This window comes from Streptosporangium subroseum, assembly GCF_900188345.1.
Taxonomy (GTDB): Bacteria; Actinomycetota; Actinomycetes; order Streptosporangiales; family Streptosporangiaceae; genus Streptosporangium; species Streptosporangium subroseum.
This window is the reverse complement of sequence record NZ_FZOD01000026.1, coordinates 24,788-41,446: the sequence shown is the minus strand read 5'-3', so window position 1 is coordinate 41,446 and position 16,659 is coordinate 24,788. Positions and strand designations below refer to the sequence as shown.

The following is a 16,659-nucleotide window of genomic DNA, read 5'->3' as shown; positions in this document are numbered from 1 at the left end:
ACCTGTGGGTCATGCCTCGTTATGACTTCCGTTGCCGTGCCTGCGGGTCCACCTTCGAGATCTCCCGTCCGATGGCCCGATCCGGTGACCCGGCGGTCTGCCCGGACGGCCACGATGACACCGTCAAGCTCCTGTCCACGGTCGCCGTGACCGGAGGGGCGGGCGGATCGAGCGCCCCGGCGGGTGGTGGCGGCGGTGGCGGATGCTGCGGCTAGACCGCGTTCCACGCACGGTCTCGTCCCCATGACCGCGTTCGAGTGAGCGTGCCCGCCTGACGGTGTCCGAGGCCGCGGCGACCGCCGGGAGTGATACCGGAGTCTGTCATCCGGCTTTCAGGATCATGCCGGATGACAGGTCGGAATCCGGTTATGCCGCGCGCTTGCCCTGGAAGGGAAGGAAGTTGTCCACCATGTGCGGGCGGGCGGGCATGAAGGTGGGCTCGGTGGCGACGATCCGGTCGAACCGGAAGGCCCGGATCGCGTGGCGCATGCGGCACATGCCCACGAGATACCAGTATTCGCGGTGGACCATGCACGTCACCGGGTCGACGTCGCGGACGGTGATCCGGCCGGTCACGTCTTGGTAGTGGAGGCGGATCACGAGGCGCGAGGTGATGGCGTTGGCGATGGTCCTTGCCCGGTCGGCGGTCGCCGGGGGCATCGGTGAGGTCAGGGTCTCCAGCGTGGTGGCGATGACCTCGTCGTCGAGCTCCATGTGCTCGAACGCGTGGCGCAGGCCGCGCCGGGCGGTGATGGCCTGCGGGCCCGAACCCATGTGCGCCAGGGACAGGGCGAGGGCGGCGATCTCGGCGGTCGTCAACGGGCGGGTGGAGGGCTTCATGACGGTAGTCATACCCAAATAATAATGCCGAGCACCGACATTTTTCGAACCTCTTGTCGGGTACGGCATGCCGTACCCGACAAGGGAATCAGGGGCCGGCCGTCAGCGCGAGAGCTGGGACAGGTCCCGGGAGGCGCCGGTGGAGGCCGAGGTGGTCAGTGCGGCGTAGGCCTGGAGCGCGGCGGTCACCGGGCGCTGGCGGTCGCGCGGCCGGTAGCCGCCCAGCTCGGTCAGGAGCCGCTCGCGGCGGGCGGTCAGCTCCTCCTGGGGGACCTTCAGCTCGATCGAACGGCCGGGGATGTCGATGGCGATGAGGTCACCGTTCTCGACGAGGGCGATGGTGCCGCCCTCGGCGGCCTCGGGGGAGGCGTGGCCGATGGACAGCCCGCTCGTGCCACCGGAGAAGCGGCCGTCGGTGACCAGCGCGCAGACCTTGCCCAGGCCCTTGCCCTTGAGGAACGAGGTCGGGTAGAGCATCTCCTGCATGCCGGGGCCGCCCTTCGGCCCCTCGTAGCGGATCACCACGACGTCGCCGGCCTTGACCTTGTTGTTCAGGATGCCCTCGACCGCGTCGTCCTGGGACTCGAAGACCACGGCGGGTCCGGTGAACTTCCAGACCGACTCGTCGACCCCCGCTGTCTTGACGATGCAGCCCTCGACGGCGATGTTGCCGTAGAGGACGCCCAGGCCGCCGTCGCGGGTGTAGGCGTGCTCGATGTCGCGCACGCAGCCCTCGGACCGGTCGAGGTCGAGATCCTCCCAGCGGGCGCTCTGCGAGTAGGGCTTGACGGTGCGGACGTTGCCGGGGCCCGCGTGCCAGAGCTCCGTCGCCTCGGACAGGACCTTCGGCGACTGCGGGTCCCAGCCGTCGAGATAGTCGCCCAGGGTGCCGCCGTTGACGGTGTGCGCGTCGCGGTGGATCAGGCCGCCCCGGTCGAGCTCGCCGAGGATGGCCGGGATGCCGCCCGCGCGGTGCACGTCCTCGACGTGGTACTTCGCCGTGGCCGGGGCCACCTTGCACAGGCAGGGCACCCGTAGCGAGATCTCGTTGATCTCCTTGAGGCCGAAGTCGACCCCGGCCTCGCGGGCCGCGGCCAGGATGTGCAGGATCGTGTTGGTCGAGCCGCCCATCGACACGTCCAGCGCCATGGCGTTCTCGAACGCGTCACGGGTGGCGATGCTCCGCGGCAGGACCGTCTCGTCGTCCTGCTCGTAGTAGCGCTTGGTGATGTTCACGAGCTGGCGGCCGGCGTCCTGGAAGAGCTTCTTGCGTGCCTTGTGCGTGGCCAGGATCGTGCCGTTGCCCGGGAGCGCGAGGCCGATGGCCTCGGCGAGGCAGTTCATCGAGTTGGCGGTGAACATCCCGCTGCACGAACCACACGTGGGGCAGGCGTTCTCCTCCATCTCCAGCAGCTCGGCGTCGGAGACGCTGTCGTCGGCGGCGGCGATCATCGGGTCGATCAGGTCGAGCTTCCCGTTGGGGGTCTTCCCGGCCTCCATCGGCCCGCCCGAGACGAAGATCGTGGGGATGTTGAGCCTGAACGCGGCCAGCAGCATGCCCGGGGTGATCTTGTCGCAGTTGGAGATGCAGATCATCGCGTCGGCGCAGTGCGCGTTGACCATGTATTCGACCGAGTCCGCGATCAGCTCGCGGCTGGGCAGCGAGTAGAGCATGCCGCCGTGGCCCATCGCGATGCCGTCGTCCACCGCGATCGTGTTGAACTCGCGGGGGATCGCGCCCGCCTCGCGGATCGCCGTGGCGACCACGTCGCCGACCTCGCGGAGGTGGACGTGCCCGGGGACGAACTGGGTGAAGCTGTTGGCCACGGCGATGATCGGTTTACCGAAGTCCTCACCGGCTACGCCCGTCGCCCGGAGCAGGGCCCGGGCCCCGGCCATATTCCTGCCGTGAGTGACCGTACGAGACCTGAGGGCGGGCATAAGGCTTCTCCCATCATCGAAACCGTGTCTTCAAATGGTACGGCCACCGCCCGGTGCGTGAGACGACTGTCCACGCCACGAGACGTACGGCCCGTGACCATCTGCTCTGTGACTGCCGCTCCGCGAGCACGGCGAGAAGTCGCCTGCCGGGCGAGGCAGAGGGGTACCGCGGAGATCGCGGGACGCCGACGGGGGAAGCGGGGATGGGCACCGACGCGGCGTCCGATGAGCCCGGTCCGAGCTCGACGGATCCGTCCCCAAGACTATCGAACGTCCGCGCCGGCGACGGCGAGCGGGGCGGGGGCCGTGTCGATGAAGCGCCTCAGATGTGCGGAAGCGGGCATGTTCGCGCGCGTGCGGGATCGCACTCGGGACCGGGACGACCGGTCGGCGGGCGCTCGCCGTCGCGCAGAGTGACACCGCTTGTACGGGCATCGTCACGCACCGCCACGATCGATACGCGGGGCGCGAACGGCGCGAGTCGCTCGACGGCGGCCCTCCCTCCGGGGAGGACGCCTTCTCCAAGAACGGGAGTCACCGCTGCCGGGGCGACTTGGCGTAGGAGACTCCCGTTGGACCTTGGTCCCGGAGAACTAACCTGGTATGCCGAAAAAGTTGGAGAATGACACCGGCATGCCGAAAGAACTCAGGTTTCGGGGTACCGCGCGGGCAGAACATGCTCCGCGGCCTCGTAGATCTTCTCGATCTCGACGTCGGTGAGTGAGCGTTCGCGCTTGGTGATCCATTTACGGACACGGCTGCCGTCGAAAACGTCGACCTCGCGGACGTTGAGAACCTTCCACGGGATGGCCGGACCGTAGATCGCCAGAGACGGGACGATCGAGACCTCGCGGCCGAGCATCTCGCCGATCAGCTCGCTGGCCTGCGCCGCCTCCCAGCGGGCCTCGTCAAGACGGGGCTTCTGGTTGAACGGGCCGTGGAACAGCTTGCGATGCGACTGGACGCGGACCGGCAGGCGCTTGTCCCACTTCTCGGAGTCGACGGCGTACACCCCCGTGGGGCCCACGACCAGATGGTCGATCTGGGCCTCGCTGCCGGGGATCGCACGGGCGTGCAGGGTGCGGTAACCACCCCGCTCCAGCCTCTTGAGCTGGACCTCCGTGCGCCGCTCCGCGACCGAGGCGCGCCGCCAGGCGGGCACACTCGAGTTCGAGCGGGCGCGCAGCACCGTGTCGGCGATCGCGGCCACGATGGCGGCGGTGACACCCAGCCGCCAACTGGCCAGCAGGATGCCCGCGATCACCCCCACGCCGATCGCGATCAGAACGCGTCGGCGCAGATGGCGGTACTTGGGATGGTCGAGCAGGCTGCGCAGGGAAGCGCGCTCGATGGGCGCGTACGTAGACGCGGGCGCGGCGGGTCGAGACGTCGGCCTGTCCTCGGCCTGGCGGTCGCTGACCCAAATCGGTGACGTAGTGTTACCGTCTTCTGGTACTTGACCGGAATCCACGTAACTCACGGTAGCTGACGTCCTTGAGGGTGCCTAGTATTGCGTATCTCATACTTTTGTGACCGTGATCCTTCGCATGGCGCTCGTCTTAACCGGGTATCTACTCATTTCCTCTCTAGATAACTTCGGTCGACTGCACCTACTGTGCGGGACGTGGTTCACATACATGATCTTAATGCTCTTGAGCAGGCGGAAGCCGTACGGCGCAGGGAGATCTCGCCCGTCGAGATCACCGAGCACTACCTCGATCGCATCGCCCGGCTGGATTCCCAGGTGGGCGCGTATGTGACCGTGACCCCCGAGCTGGCGCTGGAGCAGGCACAGAAGGCCGAGGCCAGGGTGCTCGCGGGGGGCGACCCCTCGCCCCTGCTCGGAGTGCCGATCCCGATCAAGGATCTTAACCTGGTCAAGGGCGTCCCGGTCCACTTCGGCTCGGCCGCCTACGAGGACTTCGTCGCCCCGGTGGACGACAGCGTGGTCGAGCGGCTCAGGGACGCAGGGACGATCATGCTCGGCAAGACCGCGACGCCCGAGTTCGGGATGCCGTGCTACACCGAGACCTCGATCTCCCCGCCCACCCGCACCCCGTGGGACCTCTCCCGCTCGGCAGGCGGGTCCAGCGGCGGCGCAGCGGCCGCGGTCGCCGCAGGGCTGGCTCCCGCCGCACAGGGCAGCGACGGCGCCGGATCGATCCGGATCCCGGCCTCCGTCTGCGGGCTGTACGGCATCAAGCCGACCCGGGGCCGGATCAGCTACGCGCCGATCGTCCCCGATCTGGCTGGCCTGTCGACCAACGGTCCGATCGCCAGGACCGTCGCCGACGCCGCCGCGCTGCTCGACGTGATGACCCACAACAACCCCGGCGATCTCTACTACGCGCCGCCGCCGGAGCTCGGCTCCTTCTCGGCCTACGTGGGCCGTGACCCGGGCCGTCTGCGGATCGCCCGCTACACCGAGCCGCCGGTCCCGGGCGCCGTGGTGGAGCCCGAGGTGCTCGTCGCCTACGAGCGGGCCTCGGCGGAGCTGGCGGGGCTCGGGCACGAGGTGGTGGACATCGATCCGCCGTTCACAGCCGATCTGGTGCCGCAGTTCGTGACGCTCTGGTGCGCGTTCGCCTGCATGCACCCGGTGGACCTGAGCAAACAGGACAGGCTCCGGCCGCTGACCGCCTGGCTCCGCGGGCGCGGCTTCGCCATCCCGGCCCCCGACTTCATGCGGGCGCAGTCGGCGCTGCAGCTCGCCACCCGGCTGGGACTGCTGGTGACCAACCAGTACGACGCGGTGCTCACCCCGACCCTCACCCAGCCGCCACAGCCGGTGGGCTGGTTCGAAGAGGTCGAGGATCCCGAGGAGACCCTCGAGCGGATGAAGCGGTTCGCCGCCTTCCCCGCCGTCTACAACGTCAGCGGGCAGCCCGCGGTCAACCTTCCGCTGCACTGGACCGCGGAGGGCCTGCCGATCGGCGTCATGCTGGCGGGGCGGTTCGGCGACGAGGGCACCCTGATCTCCGTTTCGGCGCAGGTCGAGGCGGCACGCGGCGGTTTCTGGGGGGAGCGGAGACCTGCTGTCTGGTAGATCTCGACGATTCCCCGGAAGGGGCCTACGGTTGATTGTGTGGACAGCGCGATCCAGGTCTTCGGATTTCTCATCGGAGCCTCCGGTGGCTTGTTCCTGCTCATCGCCCTGCTGGTGGCACTGCCCGGCAGGTTGCGTAAGAACGCCGCCCGGACCACGTCGGCCGGTGCGATGTGGTTCGGTGGCCCGCTCCACAGCGAGCACGGTGTGAACACCTCCGGTCTGGTGCTGAAGGAGAGCCGGACGCCGGAGGTCGACTGGGTCATGCTGACGGAGACCGCCGAGCCCGGACGGTACGTCGGTGGAGCGTCCTCGGTGTGGTGACGGAGGTGGCGACGGATATGAGAACCCTTACCTCGACCCAGATCGACGGCGTCCGGGAGGCGCTACGCGCCGCCGAGCGCCGCACCGGCCTGCGCTTCGCCGCCTACCTCGGACCGGCGATCGGCCCTCGCCGTCACTTCTCCGAACGGCTGCACGCCGCGCTGGGCGACGAGGTCGACCGGGCCGTGCTCATTTTCGTGGATTCGGAGAAGAAGGCTCTGGAGATCGTCACGGGCTCCGAGGCCAGGCGGCGGCTCCCCGACGAGAAGTGCCGCATGGCCGCGATGTCGATGGCCACCGTGTTCAGCGGGGGAGACCTGGTGGGCGGAATCGTCACCGGCGTGTGGATGCTCGCGGACCAGGCTTCGCGCCATCCGTGACTTTCCCCGATAATCGGGGCGTGCTGAAGATCATGTGGGATGCGCTGCTGGGCCGTCCTCCTGAGGGGGACACGGCGGCGGGGGAACCGGATCAGATCCTCGGCCAGATCCTGGCGATGCTCGTCGACGCGCAGACCGAAGTCGGCAGGGCGGATCAGAAGGGGGTCATCCTGCTGGTGACGACCGGCGCCGCCGCCGGTCTCATCGTCGCGGGGCTGCTGGGCGGGCAGTGGAGGCCGCACGAGCTGCCCAGCCAGGTGGAGTGGCTCTGGTGGACCGGGATGTTCTTCTGGCTGGCGGGAATCCTGATGCTCGTCGGTGCGATCCATCCGCGCAGTGCGGGGCTCGCCGGGCAGGCCGTGGATCGCCGCCGTTCCTACGTCCACGGCTTTACCGACGAGGTGCTCGCCGAGTTGAGGGCGGGCAGCACCCACCGGAACGGGCAGGCCAGGGTCGACCTGATCGTGCTGAGGATCAGGAGGCTCAGCGCCATGGCCGACGCGAAGTACCGCTACATCCGCAGGGCGACGATCCTGATGCTGATCGCCATCGCCTGCTGCGTGCTCTCGGTGCTCATCGGCCAGGAGATCTGACCGCCGGCCCGCCCGGGTGTCCCCACCGTGAAGGCGCGTGCCACGGTCAGAGCCGCAGCAGCTTCACCAGATGGGTGGCGGTGTCCATCAGCAGCGTCGAGGGCGTCAGCGGGGCGGCGGCGACGGCGGAGAACAGGCTGGGCAGCCCCGGCAGCGGGAATCCGTCGTCCTTGGCGGCCTCCCGGCCCATCTCGTTCTTGCTCAGGATCGTCCGGCTGCGGTCCCAGGCCTCAAGCACCTCCTCGGGGGAGGGCACACCGAACCCGTGGCCGACCGGGGCCGCGTGGCGTAGCCGTACCAGGGGGGTGTCGGCGAAGGTCAGCGCCACCCGGGCGCGCCGGGCGAGGTCCTCGCGGCGGCTCTCCTGGATCCAGTCCATCGCGGTACAGGGGTTGCGGCACTCGGCCACGCAGGTGGCCAGCGCACCGGCCACCTGGCTGTGCTGCCGGTCGAGGTAGGCCCGCCACCCCTCGGCGGGTTCCTGGGCCACGCGCAGGGTCCGGTTGACGGCCGACTGCTCGGCCTTGGTGTGGTCGCAGTCGCGGTCGCCGATCACGCCGAACCTGCTGCCCGGCGCGCTGAGGCCCTCGGGCCAGCGCGCGGGGTCGCCCGCGCTGCCGAGTACCGGCTCGAAGGCGAGCAGCGGCAGATACTCGCTGGCGATGTGTACGGCGGCGACCATCGAGCTCAGCTCGCGCCGGTACCATCTGACCGCTATCACCTCCAGCAGCAGCGCGTAGGCCGGACGCAGCGACTCCAGAGCGCCGCGCGGCTGCTCGCGCGGCGTCTGCGGCATGGTGCACGCCCGCGCCCGCCGCCTCAGGTCGCTCGGTACGGCGCGTGCCTCGACGGCGAAGTCCTCCGCGTCGAGTGAGAGCAGCCGCTGCCCGAACTCGCACACCACCTCGATGTTGCTCGCGTCCTTCACGACACCGGGGGCGAGCGCCCCCAGGTCGGCGAAGGCGTATCTCTGGGCCAGGGAGACGAGTAGATCACGTGCCGATTCCACTTGATCACCCTCTCATGACCCGCGAATGAGGTGGACGTTACCTATACAAGGGCGAAATGAGCCTTTTTGGGCAGCTAGAAACCATTTTTATCACCATCCGCCTCGCCCCCTCGGCCTCGGCCGCCCGGTGGTCGGCTCGACTGTCCCGCCCGGGTGAAGAATCAGGATCAGCGGGGCAGGGCGCCGACCTGGTCTCCCCGGCGCTGAGACACGATCCGGTGACGGCCGAGCACCCGGCGCCGCTCGAAACGCGCGGACGCCCCCCGCCATCACGGCGGGGGGCGTCCGCGCGTCCGGCTTCCGCCGGGGTGGTTCGCGTCGGTTCCTTCCGGATCCGAGGCGGATCAGGCCGCGGCGTCCTTGGCCTGGGCGCGCAGGGCGCGGCTGACGCCGTCGGCGCCCTCCAGCAGGAGGCGCTTGAGGGCGTGCGAGGGCTGGCTCTCCGCGATGAGCTCCTGGGTCCTGGCGACGGTCTCGGGTGAGATGCTCAGGGCCGGGTAGCAGCCCGTCGCGAAGTTCTGGGCGCTGTCAGAGGTCCAGGACTTCCAGATCGAACCGATCTCCTCGAAATACTTCGCGGCGTACGGCTCCAGCAGATCCGGGTGGCGCGGGTCCATGAAACCCGCGATCGTCGAGCGGAGCAGGGCGCCGCTCAGCTTGCCCTCGACCATCGTGGACCAGGCGTTCGCCTTGGCCTCGGCCGTGGGGATCGAGGCACGGGAGAGCGCCGCGGAGCGCTCGCCGCTGGCGGTGGCGTCGCGCAGGAGCTCACCCGCGATGTCCTCGTCGTCCAGCACGCCGCCGGAGACCAGGGACTGGACCAGCGTCCAGCGCAGGTCGGTGTCCACGGTCAGTCCGTCGAGCACGGTCGAGCCGTCCAGCAGCCCCTTGAGGAAGGCCAGGTCCTCCGCCGAGGTGGCCACGGTGGACAGGGCGTTGACGTAGGCGAGCTGGTGGTCGGAACCGGGCTCGGCGCCGTCGACGAGGGAGCGGAGGGCGGAGGCCAGCAGGGCCAGGCCCTGGCTCCGCCAGGCGGGGTCGGCATACTGCTGGACGGCCTGGCGGGCCTGGCGGAGCACGGTCTGGGCGACCGTGATGTCCTTGATCGAGCTGACCCCGGAGATGACCAGAGCGAGGTAGTCGCGAGTGGTCATCTCGGCGTCGCGGGTCATGTCCCAGGCCGCGGACCAGGACAGGGCACGGGGCAGGGACTCGGTGAACTTGGCGATGCCGCCGTCCACCAGGGTCCGCAGCGAGCGGTCGTCGAGCCTGACCTTCGCGTAGGTCAGGTCGTCGTCGTTGATCAGGACCAGGTCCGGCTGAAGCTCGCCGACCAGTTCGGCCACCGCCGTACGCGCACCGACCACGTCGAGCTCGACCCGCTTGGTGCGGACCAGCTCGTCGTCCCGCAGGGAGTACAGGCCGATGGCGACGCGGTGCGAGCGCAGCGTCGGATAGTCGGCGGGAGCCTCCTGCAGCACCTGGAACTCGAGGAAACGGCCTTCGGCGTCGACGGTGAACGACGGGCGCAGCGTGTTGACCCAGGAGGTCTCCAGCCATTCCTTGGACCAGGAGGACAGATCGCGTCCCGATGTGCGCTCCAGGGCGCCGAGCAGATCCTTGAGCTCGGTGTTGCCCCAGGAGTGCTCGTTGAAGTAGTCGCGGACGCCGGCCAGGAAGTTGTCCAGCCCGACGTAGGCGACAAGCTGCTTGAGGACCGAGGCGCCCTTGGCGTAGGTGATGCCGTCGAAGTTGACCTCGACCGCGTGCATGTCGACGATGTCGGCGGCGATCGGGTGGGTCGAGGGCAGCTGGTCCTGGCGGTAGGCCCAGGACTTCTCCACGTTGGCGAAGGTCGTCCACGCGCCCTGGCCCCAGCGGGTGGCCTCTGCCTGGCAGAGCACCGAGGCGTAGGTGGCGAACGACTCGTTCAGCCACAGGTCGTCCCACCAGCGCATGGTGACCAGGTCACCGAACCACATGTGCGCCATCTCGTGCAGGATCGTCTCGGCGCGGCGCTCGATCACCGCGTCGGTGACGCGCGAGCGGAAGACGTAGTCCTCCAGGAAGGTCACGCAGCCCGCGTTCTCCATCGCGCCCGCGTTGAACTCGGGCACGAACAGCTGGTCGTACTTGCCGAACGGGTAACGGACGCCGAAGATCCCGTGGAAGAAGTCGAAGCCCTGCCGGGTGATCTCGAAGATGTTGTCGGCGTCGAGGTGCTCGGCGAGCGAGGCCCGGCAGTACAGGCCCAGCGGGATGCCGTCGTGCTCGGAGGTCACCTTGTGGTACGGCCCGGCGCACAGCGCGGTGATGTAGGTGGACAGCACGGGGGTGGCGGGGAAGTGCCAGCGCTTGGCGGCCTGGAGCGCGCCGTGGCGCCCCCGGTGCCCCTCCAGCTCGTCGGCCGAGTCGGGCGTCGCATTGGAGATGATCTCCCAGTACGAGGGCGCGAGCACGGTCAGCTCGAAGGTGGCCTTCAGGTCGGGCTGGTCGAAGCAGGCGTACATCCGGTGGGCGTCGGCCGTCTCGAACTGGCTGTGAAGGTAGACGCTCTTGTCGACCGGGTCGACGAAGCGGTGCAGGCCCTCACCGGTGCGCGTGTAGGAGCAGTCGGCGTCGATGCGCAGCTCGTTGGTCTCGGCCAGGTCCGGCAGCGGTAGTCGCCCGGTCTCCGGGTCGTAGGCGGTCACGTCCAGCTCGACGCCGTTCAGCACCGCCCTGCGCACCTTGGCCTCGGCCAGGTCGATGAACGTCTCCGCACCCGCGCGGGCGCTGGTGAAGCGGACCGTGGTGATGCTCTCGAAGCGCTCTTCACCCTCGGTCAGATCGAGCTCCACCGCATACGACTGCACGCTGAGCAGCCGTGCGCGCTCGCGGGCCTCGTCACGGGTCAGGTTGCCTGCCACTACCGCTCCCTCGTCAAAACTTCCCCCGCTCCATTGCGAAGGGGTGACTGAATCCTGCCACGTAAGGCAGCAGGTCGCCGCATGGAGGATCAAGCGGAAGGCTGGTCACCACATTTGAGGATAAACGGGCAAGCAAACGTATTAATCCAGATATGGAATAGGAGACTCTCCCGATCGGGTTGTCGCAGGGTGACGAAGTCTTACGATCAGGAAGCTGAAAGATGACGGAGCGCACTCCTGTCGACCTCTGGTTCGACCCCTTCTGCCCGTTCGCGTGGATGACCTCCCGCTGGCTGCTGGAAGTGGAGAAGGTACGGCCGATCGAACCACGCTGGCATGTCATGAGCCTGAAGGTCCTCAACGAGGACAAGGACGTGCCCGAGAGCTATCGCACGATGGTCGAAAGGACCATCGGCATGGTCCGCGTGGTCACGGCGGTGCAGCAGAAGCATGACTCCGAGACGGTCGGCCGGTTGTACACCGAACTCGGCACCCGCCTGCACAACCAGGGCCGGGCCAAGGAGTCCGAGAAGTTCCCCGAGCTCGTCGCCGAGGCGCTGGAGGCGGCGGGGCTCGATCAGGGGTTCGCCGACGCGATGGACTCCGAGGAGTTCGACGAGGCCCTCCGCGCCTCGCACAACGACGGCATCGACCGGGTCGGCCAGGAGGTCGGCACCCCGGTGATCTCGGTTGACGGCGTGGCGTTCTTCGGTCCCGTCATCTCGCCCGCGCCCAAGGGCGAGGCCGCCGGCAGGCTCTGGGACGGTGTTCGCCTGGTGGCCGGCACCGACGGGTTCTTCGAGCTCAAGCGCTCCAGGACCCGGGCCCCGATCTTCGACTGAGTCGCGGACCGGGCCTCACCCGCCTTCGATCGCCCGCCCGCCGTGCTCAAGCACGGCGGGCTTCGGCGGCTCGGGGGGCTCGCGGGGATCACAACAGACGGCGATCAGGGGGCCGGTCCCGGGCGGTCTCGGGTGACCCCGGCGAGCCGGATGTGCCCGATGGAGGCGGTGATCATTTCGCGGCTGTCCGGTGGGTTCGGCGTGATCTGGATTTCCGCGACGATCAAGAAACGCTCTTATCCGGATATTACGAGTTTTTAAGGATCTTCCCTATATGCCGCTTGTTGGCGTGCTTCGTCGTACCCTCGTCGCAGCGGACGGTCGAGCGCCCAACGGGGCGAATGGCCACATCCGGCCAACTTCTGATCTTCGTGTGGCGGCGGGATCTACGGTGTGACCTGCTGAGCTCTCGCATAATGACAATACGCGCGCAAGGATGAGGGAATGCGTCACCTTTATCTGAACGGAGCCTGGCAGTCTTCGGCGTCGGGCGAAAGCATTGACGTCGTCAACCCCGCGACGGAGGAGATAATCGACAGGGTGCCCGCAGGGGCGCCCGCCGACGTCGATGCCGCGGTGGCCGCCGCTCGCGCGGCATTTCCCGCGTGGTCGAGGACGGCCTCCGCCGAGCGAGGCAAGATCCTCGCCGCCGCGGCCGAGCTGCTCCGAGAACGCTCCGATCAGATAGCTAGGATCATCGCCACCGACATGGGCGCGCCGTACGGCGTGGCGATGAAGGTGCAGACGCTGATGCCGGCCGGGGTGCTGGCCTCCTACGCCCAGATGGCCGAGACCTACGCCTTCGAGGGCGGGCAGGTCGGCAACTCCCGGATCTTCAGGGAGCCGGTCGGCGTGGTGGCCGCCATCACGCCGTGGAACTATCCGCTCCACCAGATCATCTGCAAGGTCGGCCCGGCGCTGGCCGCGGGCTGCACGGTCGTGCTGAAGCCCAGCGAGGTGGCGCCGCTGGCGGCCTTCGCGCTCGCCGGGATCTTCGACGAGGTGGGGCTGCCCGCCGGGGTCTTCAACATGGTGAGCGGTCACGGCCCGGTGGTGGGCGAAGCCCTGGCCGCCCACCCCGACGTGGACATGGTGTCCTTCACCGGCTCCACCAAGGCGGGGCGGAGGGTCGCCGCGCTCGCGGCCGAGACGGTCAAGCGGGTGGCACTGGAGCTCGGCGGCAAATCGGCCAGCCTGGTCCTGCCGGACGCGGACCTGCCCGTGGCGACCAAGGTGACGGTGGCCAACGCCTTCCTCAACTCCGGCCAGACCTGCTCCGCCTGGAGCCGCATGATCGTCCACAGGGACCAGTACGACGAGGTCGTCGGGCTCGCCGTCGAGGCCGCGAGGAAATACACCGTCGGCGACCCCTTCGACGAGATGACCAGGCTCGGCCCGCTGGTCTCCGCGGCCCAGCGCGATCGGGTCATCCGCTACATTAACCGGGGCCAGGAAGAAGGCGCCCGGCTGGTCTCCGGAGGCACCGACCGGCCCCTGGACAGGGGCTTCTACGTGGAGCCCACAGTGTTCGCCGGGGTGGAGCCGGGGATGGTGATCGAGCAGGAGGAGATCTTCGGTCCGGTCCTGACGATCATCCCCTACACCCGCGGTGAGGACGAGGCCGTCGCCATCGCCAACGACACGCCGTACGGCCTGGCGGGCGCGGTGTGGGCGGGCAGCGAGGAGCACGGGGTCTCCGTGGCGCGGCGGCTGCGAACCGGCCAGGTGGCCGTCAACGGCGGCCAGTTCAACATGCGGGCCCCGTTCGGCGGCTACAAGCAGTCAGGGCTGGGCCGTGAGCTGGGCGAGTTCGGTCTCGAGGAATATCTGGAGATCAAGGCCGTCCAGCTCTGACGGGGTGAGCCGAGGGTGTTCCGCCTGGCCGGGCGGACGCGATCCGGTAAGTCGCCGCCAGGTGAGCGCAGGCTGCCCCCGGGCCATTGGCTCCGAGGTCGGACCGCGCCCCTGGCCGGATGGCTCCGCGCAGCCGACCGTCCCCTCGGCTCCGGCCGGCCCGCCCCGCGCGGCGATCCGATCCGCATCACCCCTGTCGGATCGAACCCCGATCAGGGGGCCTGAAGCAGGACCTTCCTGGCGGCGTCCTTGGCCAGCCGGTCCACGTACAGCAGGCCGTTGAGGTGATCCGTCTCGTGCTGGAAGCAGCGTGCGAGCAGGCCGCGAGCCTTGATCTGGACCGGGCGGCCCAGACGGTTCAGACCCTGGACGGTGACCCCGGCGGCCCGGGGGGTCTTCGCGTAGATCGGGGTGCGGGTGTCGCGGTCGGGAACCGACAGGCAGCCCTCCTCGTCGAGCACCTCCGCGTCGTCGTCGACGGTCAGCACCGGGTTGATCACATGCCCCTTGCGGTTGCTGCAGTCGTAAACGAAGATCTGCTGCGACACGCCGAGCTGCGGACCGGCCAGGCCGACGCCCTGCGCGGCGTACATCGCATCGAACATCTCGTCGATCAGGCGTCGCAGGTCGCGGTCGAAGTCGACGACCGGCTCGGCGGGCGTACGGAGGACCGGATCCCCGACCACTCGGATGTCACGCATGAGGGGCTCTCTCTTGTAAGGGTTGCAGGAGTACTTCGATCATTACTTTAGTCGGGACCGGGGTCCAGCCGTCCACATACACCTGCGAAACTGGGCGGGTGCGCGTCTACATCGGTGCCGACCATGCCGGCTATGAGCTCAAGAACCACATCGTCTCCTGGCTGAAAGAACACGGCCACGAGGTCACGGACTGTGGTCCCTCCGTCTACGACCCCGAGGACGACTATCCGCCGTTCGTGCTGCGTGCGGCCGAGGGCGTCGTGGACGACCCGGGCAGCCTGGGGGTCGTCATCGGCGGCTCGGGCAACGGCGAGCAGATCGCGGCGAACAAGGTGCGCGGCGTCCGCGCCGCCCTGGCGTGGAGCGAGGAGACCGCCAAGCTCGCCCGCGAGCACAACAACGCCAACGTGATCAGCATCGGCTCGCGCATGCACTCGGAGGAGGAGGCGACCCGGTTCGTCGAGATCTTCCTCGCCACCGCCTACTCGGGCGCCGAGCGGCACAGCCGCCGGCTCGCGCAGCTCGACTCGTACGAGACGATCGGCCAGCTCCCCTCGCTGCCCTGAACCCCGGCGGAGAGCCCGCTCGCTCGTCCTGAGCGAGCGGGTGACCCCGAACGGGCGTTGACCCTATCCGCGGCGCGGGGCCTCGCGGTACGGAGGTTCTCTGCGCGGAGGCTCCTTGCGCGGTGCCTCGTCGCGCAGGGGCCGCCGGTCCGCGGCCTCCTGCTGCTCCTGCGTCGGTCGCGAGACGTCCCGTGCCCGCATCGCGGTGATCGCGTTGATCTGCAAACTCTGCAGTGCCATGCCGTCACCCTAACCCGCCCGTCACGGCAGGGGCCCGGAGCTCGCGGGGTCAGGGCGCGAGTTCACGAGCCGGGGCCGTGGGCACGGCCCGGGTCGCGGCCCGCGGAGCTCACGGAGCTCACGGCCCGGAGTCATGGGCCGAAAGCCGCGGGCCGGGATCATCCGGACCGGGGCCGATCAGAACATCAACCCGCCCCAGGGAGCGGGCTCCCACGACATGGCGGTGGACAGCTCCCGTACGGCTCCGGGCCGCGACTCGCGCAGCACACCCGCCGCCTGCGGAGCCGCCAGCGGCCGGCCGCCCAGGTAGGCCGCGCCCAGCACGGCGACGGGAAGCGTCAGGTCGGCGGGATCCTCGGTGGGCGTGCACCGGGCGCCGGAGGTGTCGGCAGACAGCCGCCAGCGGCGGGCGTTCCAGGGGCAGACGGTGTCCTCGACCTCGATCACCACGTCCACCGGCGCCGAGTAACGGCGGGCGGCGAGAGCCCGCTCGACGTCCACGAGGCGGATCCACAGGTCGTCCAGCCAACCGGCGTTGAGCCGGCGCGGTTCGGCCAGCAGGTGGATCAGCGGGTCGTCCGACGGCCGGTAGGAGGCCTTGACGTGCGACATCAGGTCACGATCCAGCAGATGCCGCCAGAGCAGCGCGTAGGCGGCCGGGTCGAGGCCGTACAGCTCCCTGAGCCGCACCTCGCCGTCCGGCACGTCGTGATCGGTGAAACTCTGCTTGGTCCGGAAGATCGCGTAGCCCCGGGGGCCGTCGTCGTCCTCGACGACGACGGCACGGAGCGGTCCGGCGCCACGCTGGTCGGCCTCGTGGTCGGACAGCACGACGTCCCAGCGCGCGGGTGTGCGCTCGTAGAGTCCCGGCCGGTCGCCGCGCACGGTCTCGAAGATCTTCTCGAAGACGCTCCTGGCCTCGTCGGGCCTGACGACGCGCAGCCGCAGCGCCGGATCGGCCGGAGCGTTCCTGACGAAGGCCGTGCCGGAGGTGGGGATGGTGAAGAACATGCTGTCGGCGGCCCTGCCGTACCCGAAGCGCCCGTAGATCGCGGCCTCGGAGGCGTAGAGGGCGGTGACCGCCTCGCCCCGCTCGCGGACGTCGGCGAGCTGGCGGGTCATCAGGGAGGACAGGATGCCCCGGCGGCGATGGGAGGGCAACACGCCGACGGCGGTGACGCCGCCGACCGGAATCGGCCCGCCGGGCACCGTCATGGTGAGGCTGTCCACCGAGGTGACGCCTACGAGCAGGTCGCCTTCGAACGCGCCGAGCGAGCGGTCGAACTCGGTGGTGCCCCTGAAGAGCTTCTCCCGGTGCGGGGGGACTGCGGCGCCGAACGCCTCTTCCTCCACCGTCATCCAGCCGGACCATTCGCTTTCGGTTACCGGACGCAGACTAATGCTCATTTTTCCT

General features: G+C 69.1%; 16 protein-coding genes. 8 read left to right on the top strand and 8 right to left on the bottom strand.

The window, feature by feature from the left end:
• The first annotated feature begins 11 nt into the window (after nt 1-11).
• The gene (locus tag CHC08_RS24545; protein WP_089209718.1) at nt 12-215 is read left to right on the top strand and encodes an FmdB family zinc ribbon protein; all 204 of its coding nucleotides are present in this window, start codon (nt 12-14) and stop codon (nt 213-215) included.
• A 151-nt stretch (nt 216-366) separates the two neighbouring features.
• Here CHC08_RS24545 and CHC08_RS24540 read toward each other — a convergent pair whose 3' ends face one another.
• The 3 genes from CHC08_RS24540 to CHC08_RS24530 form a co-directional block, all read right to left on the bottom strand.
• On the bottom strand, nt 367-852 hold the full coding sequence (locus CHC08_RS24540) for a helix-turn-helix transcriptional regulator (RefSeq protein WP_089209717.1): 486 nt from the start codon (nt 850-852) through the stop codon (nt 367-369).
• Nucleotides 853-942: 90 nt separating this feature from the next.
• Nucleotides 943-2,781 carry a dihydroxy-acid dehydratase gene (ilvD, locus tag CHC08_RS24535; protein ID WP_089209716.1) on the bottom strand — a complete coding sequence of 613 codons (1,839 nt, stop codon included), beginning with the start codon at nt 2,779-2,781 and terminating at the stop codon, nt 943-945.
• Nucleotides 2,782-3,427: 646 nt separating this feature from the next.
• On the bottom strand, nt 3,428-4,252 hold the full coding sequence (locus tag CHC08_RS24530; RefSeq protein WP_245878535.1) for a nuclease-related domain-containing protein: 825 nt from the start codon (nt 4,250-4,252) through the stop codon (nt 3,428-3,430).
• A gap of 153 nt (nt 4,253-4,405) precedes the next feature.
• Here CHC08_RS24530 and CHC08_RS24525 point away from each other — a divergent pair, with 153 nt between their 5' ends.
• Genes CHC08_RS24525 through CHC08_RS24510 form a run of 4 tightly spaced genes read left to right on the top strand, consistent with a single transcriptional unit; the run spans nt 4,406 to nt 7,124 of the window.
• On the top strand, nt 4,406-5,827 hold the full coding sequence (locus tag CHC08_RS24525) for an amidase (RefSeq protein ID WP_089209778.1): 1,422 nt from the start codon (nt 4,406-4,408) through the stop codon (nt 5,825-5,827).
• Between the two features lie 39 nt (nt 5,828-5,866).
• On the top strand, nt 5,867-6,151 hold the full coding sequence (locus CHC08_RS24520) for a hypothetical protein (RefSeq protein ID WP_089209714.1): 285 nt from the start codon (nt 5,867-5,869) through the stop codon (nt 6,149-6,151).
• 17 nt (nt 6,152-6,168) lie between these two features.
• Nucleotides 6,169-6,531, top strand: coding sequence for a DUF5130 family protein (locus CHC08_RS24515; protein ID WP_089209777.1), 363 nt, complete (start codon nt 6,169-6,171; stop codon nt 6,529-6,531).
• A 20-nt stretch (nt 6,532-6,551) separates the two neighbouring features.
• Nucleotides 6,552-7,124, top strand: coding sequence for a Pycsar system effector family protein (locus tag CHC08_RS24510; RefSeq protein WP_089209713.1), 573 nt, complete (start codon nt 6,552-6,554; stop codon nt 7,122-7,124).
• Nucleotides 7,125-7,170: 46 nt separating this feature from the next.
• Here the strand turns inward: CHC08_RS24510 and CHC08_RS24505 are convergent, their stop codons facing one another.
• Together CHC08_RS24505 and pepN are read right to left on the bottom strand one after the other, a co-directional pair.
• Nucleotides 7,171-8,133 (bottom strand): hypothetical protein, encoded by a 963-nt coding sequence (locus CHC08_RS24505; protein WP_089209712.1) that lies wholly within the window; start codon nt 8,131-8,133, stop codon nt 7,171-7,173.
• A 344-nt stretch (nt 8,134-8,477) separates the two neighbouring features.
• The gene (gene pepN / locus CHC08_RS24500) at nt 8,478-11,042 is read right to left on the bottom strand and encodes an aminopeptidase N (RefSeq protein WP_089209711.1); all 2,565 of its coding nucleotides are present in this window, start codon (nt 11,040-11,042) and stop codon (nt 8,478-8,480) included.
• 221 nt (nt 11,043-11,263) lie between these two features.
• Here pepN and CHC08_RS24495 point away from each other — a divergent pair, with 221 nt between their 5' ends.
• Complete coding sequence (locus CHC08_RS24495; protein WP_089209710.1) at nt 11,264-11,884, top strand: mycothiol-dependent nitroreductase Rv2466c family protein; 621 nt, start codon at nt 11,264-11,266, stop codon at nt 11,882-11,884.
• A gap of 444 nt (nt 11,885-12,328) precedes the next feature.
• Nucleotides 12,329-13,738: an aldehyde dehydrogenase family protein gene (locus CHC08_RS24490; RefSeq protein ID WP_089209709.1), complete on the top strand. Its 1,410-nt coding sequence runs from the start codon at nt 12,329-12,331 to the stop codon at nt 13,736-13,738.
• 212 nt (nt 13,739-13,950) lie between these two features.
• On the opposite strand, the gene def is transcribed toward CHC08_RS24490, so the two are convergent.
• Nucleotides 13,951-14,439, bottom strand: coding sequence for a peptide deformylase (gene def, locus CHC08_RS24485; protein ID WP_089209708.1), 489 nt, complete (start codon nt 14,437-14,439; stop codon nt 13,951-13,953).
• Between the two features lie 98 nt (nt 14,440-14,537).
• Here def and CHC08_RS24480 point away from each other — a divergent pair, with 98 nt between their 5' ends.
• The gene (locus CHC08_RS24480; protein WP_089209707.1) at nt 14,538-15,005 is read left to right on the top strand and encodes a ribose-5-phosphate isomerase; all 468 of its coding nucleotides are present in this window, start codon (nt 14,538-14,540) and stop codon (nt 15,003-15,005) included.
• Between the two features lie 63 nt (nt 15,006-15,068).
• Here the strand turns inward: CHC08_RS24480 and CHC08_RS49715 are convergent, their stop codons facing one another.
• Both CHC08_RS49715 and CHC08_RS24475 read right to left on the bottom strand, forming a co-directional pair.
• The gene (locus CHC08_RS49715; RefSeq protein ID WP_179282193.1) at nt 15,069-15,245 is read right to left on the bottom strand and encodes a hypothetical protein; all 177 of its coding nucleotides are present in this window, start codon (nt 15,243-15,245) and stop codon (nt 15,069-15,071) included.
• A gap of 177 nt (nt 15,246-15,422) precedes the next feature.
• Nucleotides 15,423-16,652: a GNAT family N-acetyltransferase gene (locus tag CHC08_RS24475; RefSeq protein ID WP_089209706.1), complete on the bottom strand. Its 1,230-nt coding sequence runs from the start codon at nt 16,650-16,652 to the stop codon at nt 15,423-15,425.
• Nucleotides 16,653-16,659 lie beyond the last annotated feature (7 nt).

Excerpts from the sequence above, each read along its gene's own strand:
- CHC08_RS24545 (WP_089209718.1), top strand. The coding sequence starts at position 12 with ATGCCTCGTTATGACTTCCGTTGCCGTGCCTGCGGGTCCACCTTCGAG.
- CHC08_RS24540 (WP_089209717.1), bottom strand. The coding sequence starts at position 852 with ATGACTACCGTCATGAAGCCCTCCACCCGCCCGTTGACGACCGCCGAG.
- ilvD (WP_089209716.1), bottom strand. The coding sequence starts at position 2,781 with ATGCCCGCCCTCAGGTCTCGTACGGTCACTCACGGCAGGAATATGGCC.
- CHC08_RS24515 (WP_089209777.1), top strand. The coding sequence starts at position 6,169 with ATGAGAACCCTTACCTCGACCCAGATCGACGGCGTCCGGGAGGCGCTA.
- CHC08_RS24495 (WP_089209710.1), top strand. The coding sequence starts at position 11,264 with ATGACGGAGCGCACTCCTGTCGACCTCTGGTTCGACCCCTTCTGCCCG.
- CHC08_RS24490 (WP_089209709.1), top strand. The coding sequence starts at position 12,329 with ATGCGTCACCTTTATCTGAACGGAGCCTGGCAGTCTTCGGCGTCGGGC.
- def (WP_089209708.1), bottom strand. The coding sequence starts at position 14,439 with ATGCGTGACATCCGAGTGGTCGGGGATCCGGTCCTCCGTACGCCCGCC.
- CHC08_RS49715 (WP_179282193.1), bottom strand. The coding sequence starts at position 15,245 with ATGGCACTGCAGAGTTTGCAGATCAACGCGATCACCGCGATGCGGGCA.
- CHC08_RS24475 (WP_089209706.1), bottom strand. The coding sequence starts at position 16,652 with ATGAGCATTAGTCTGCGTCCGGTAACCGAAAGCGAATGGTCCGGCTGG.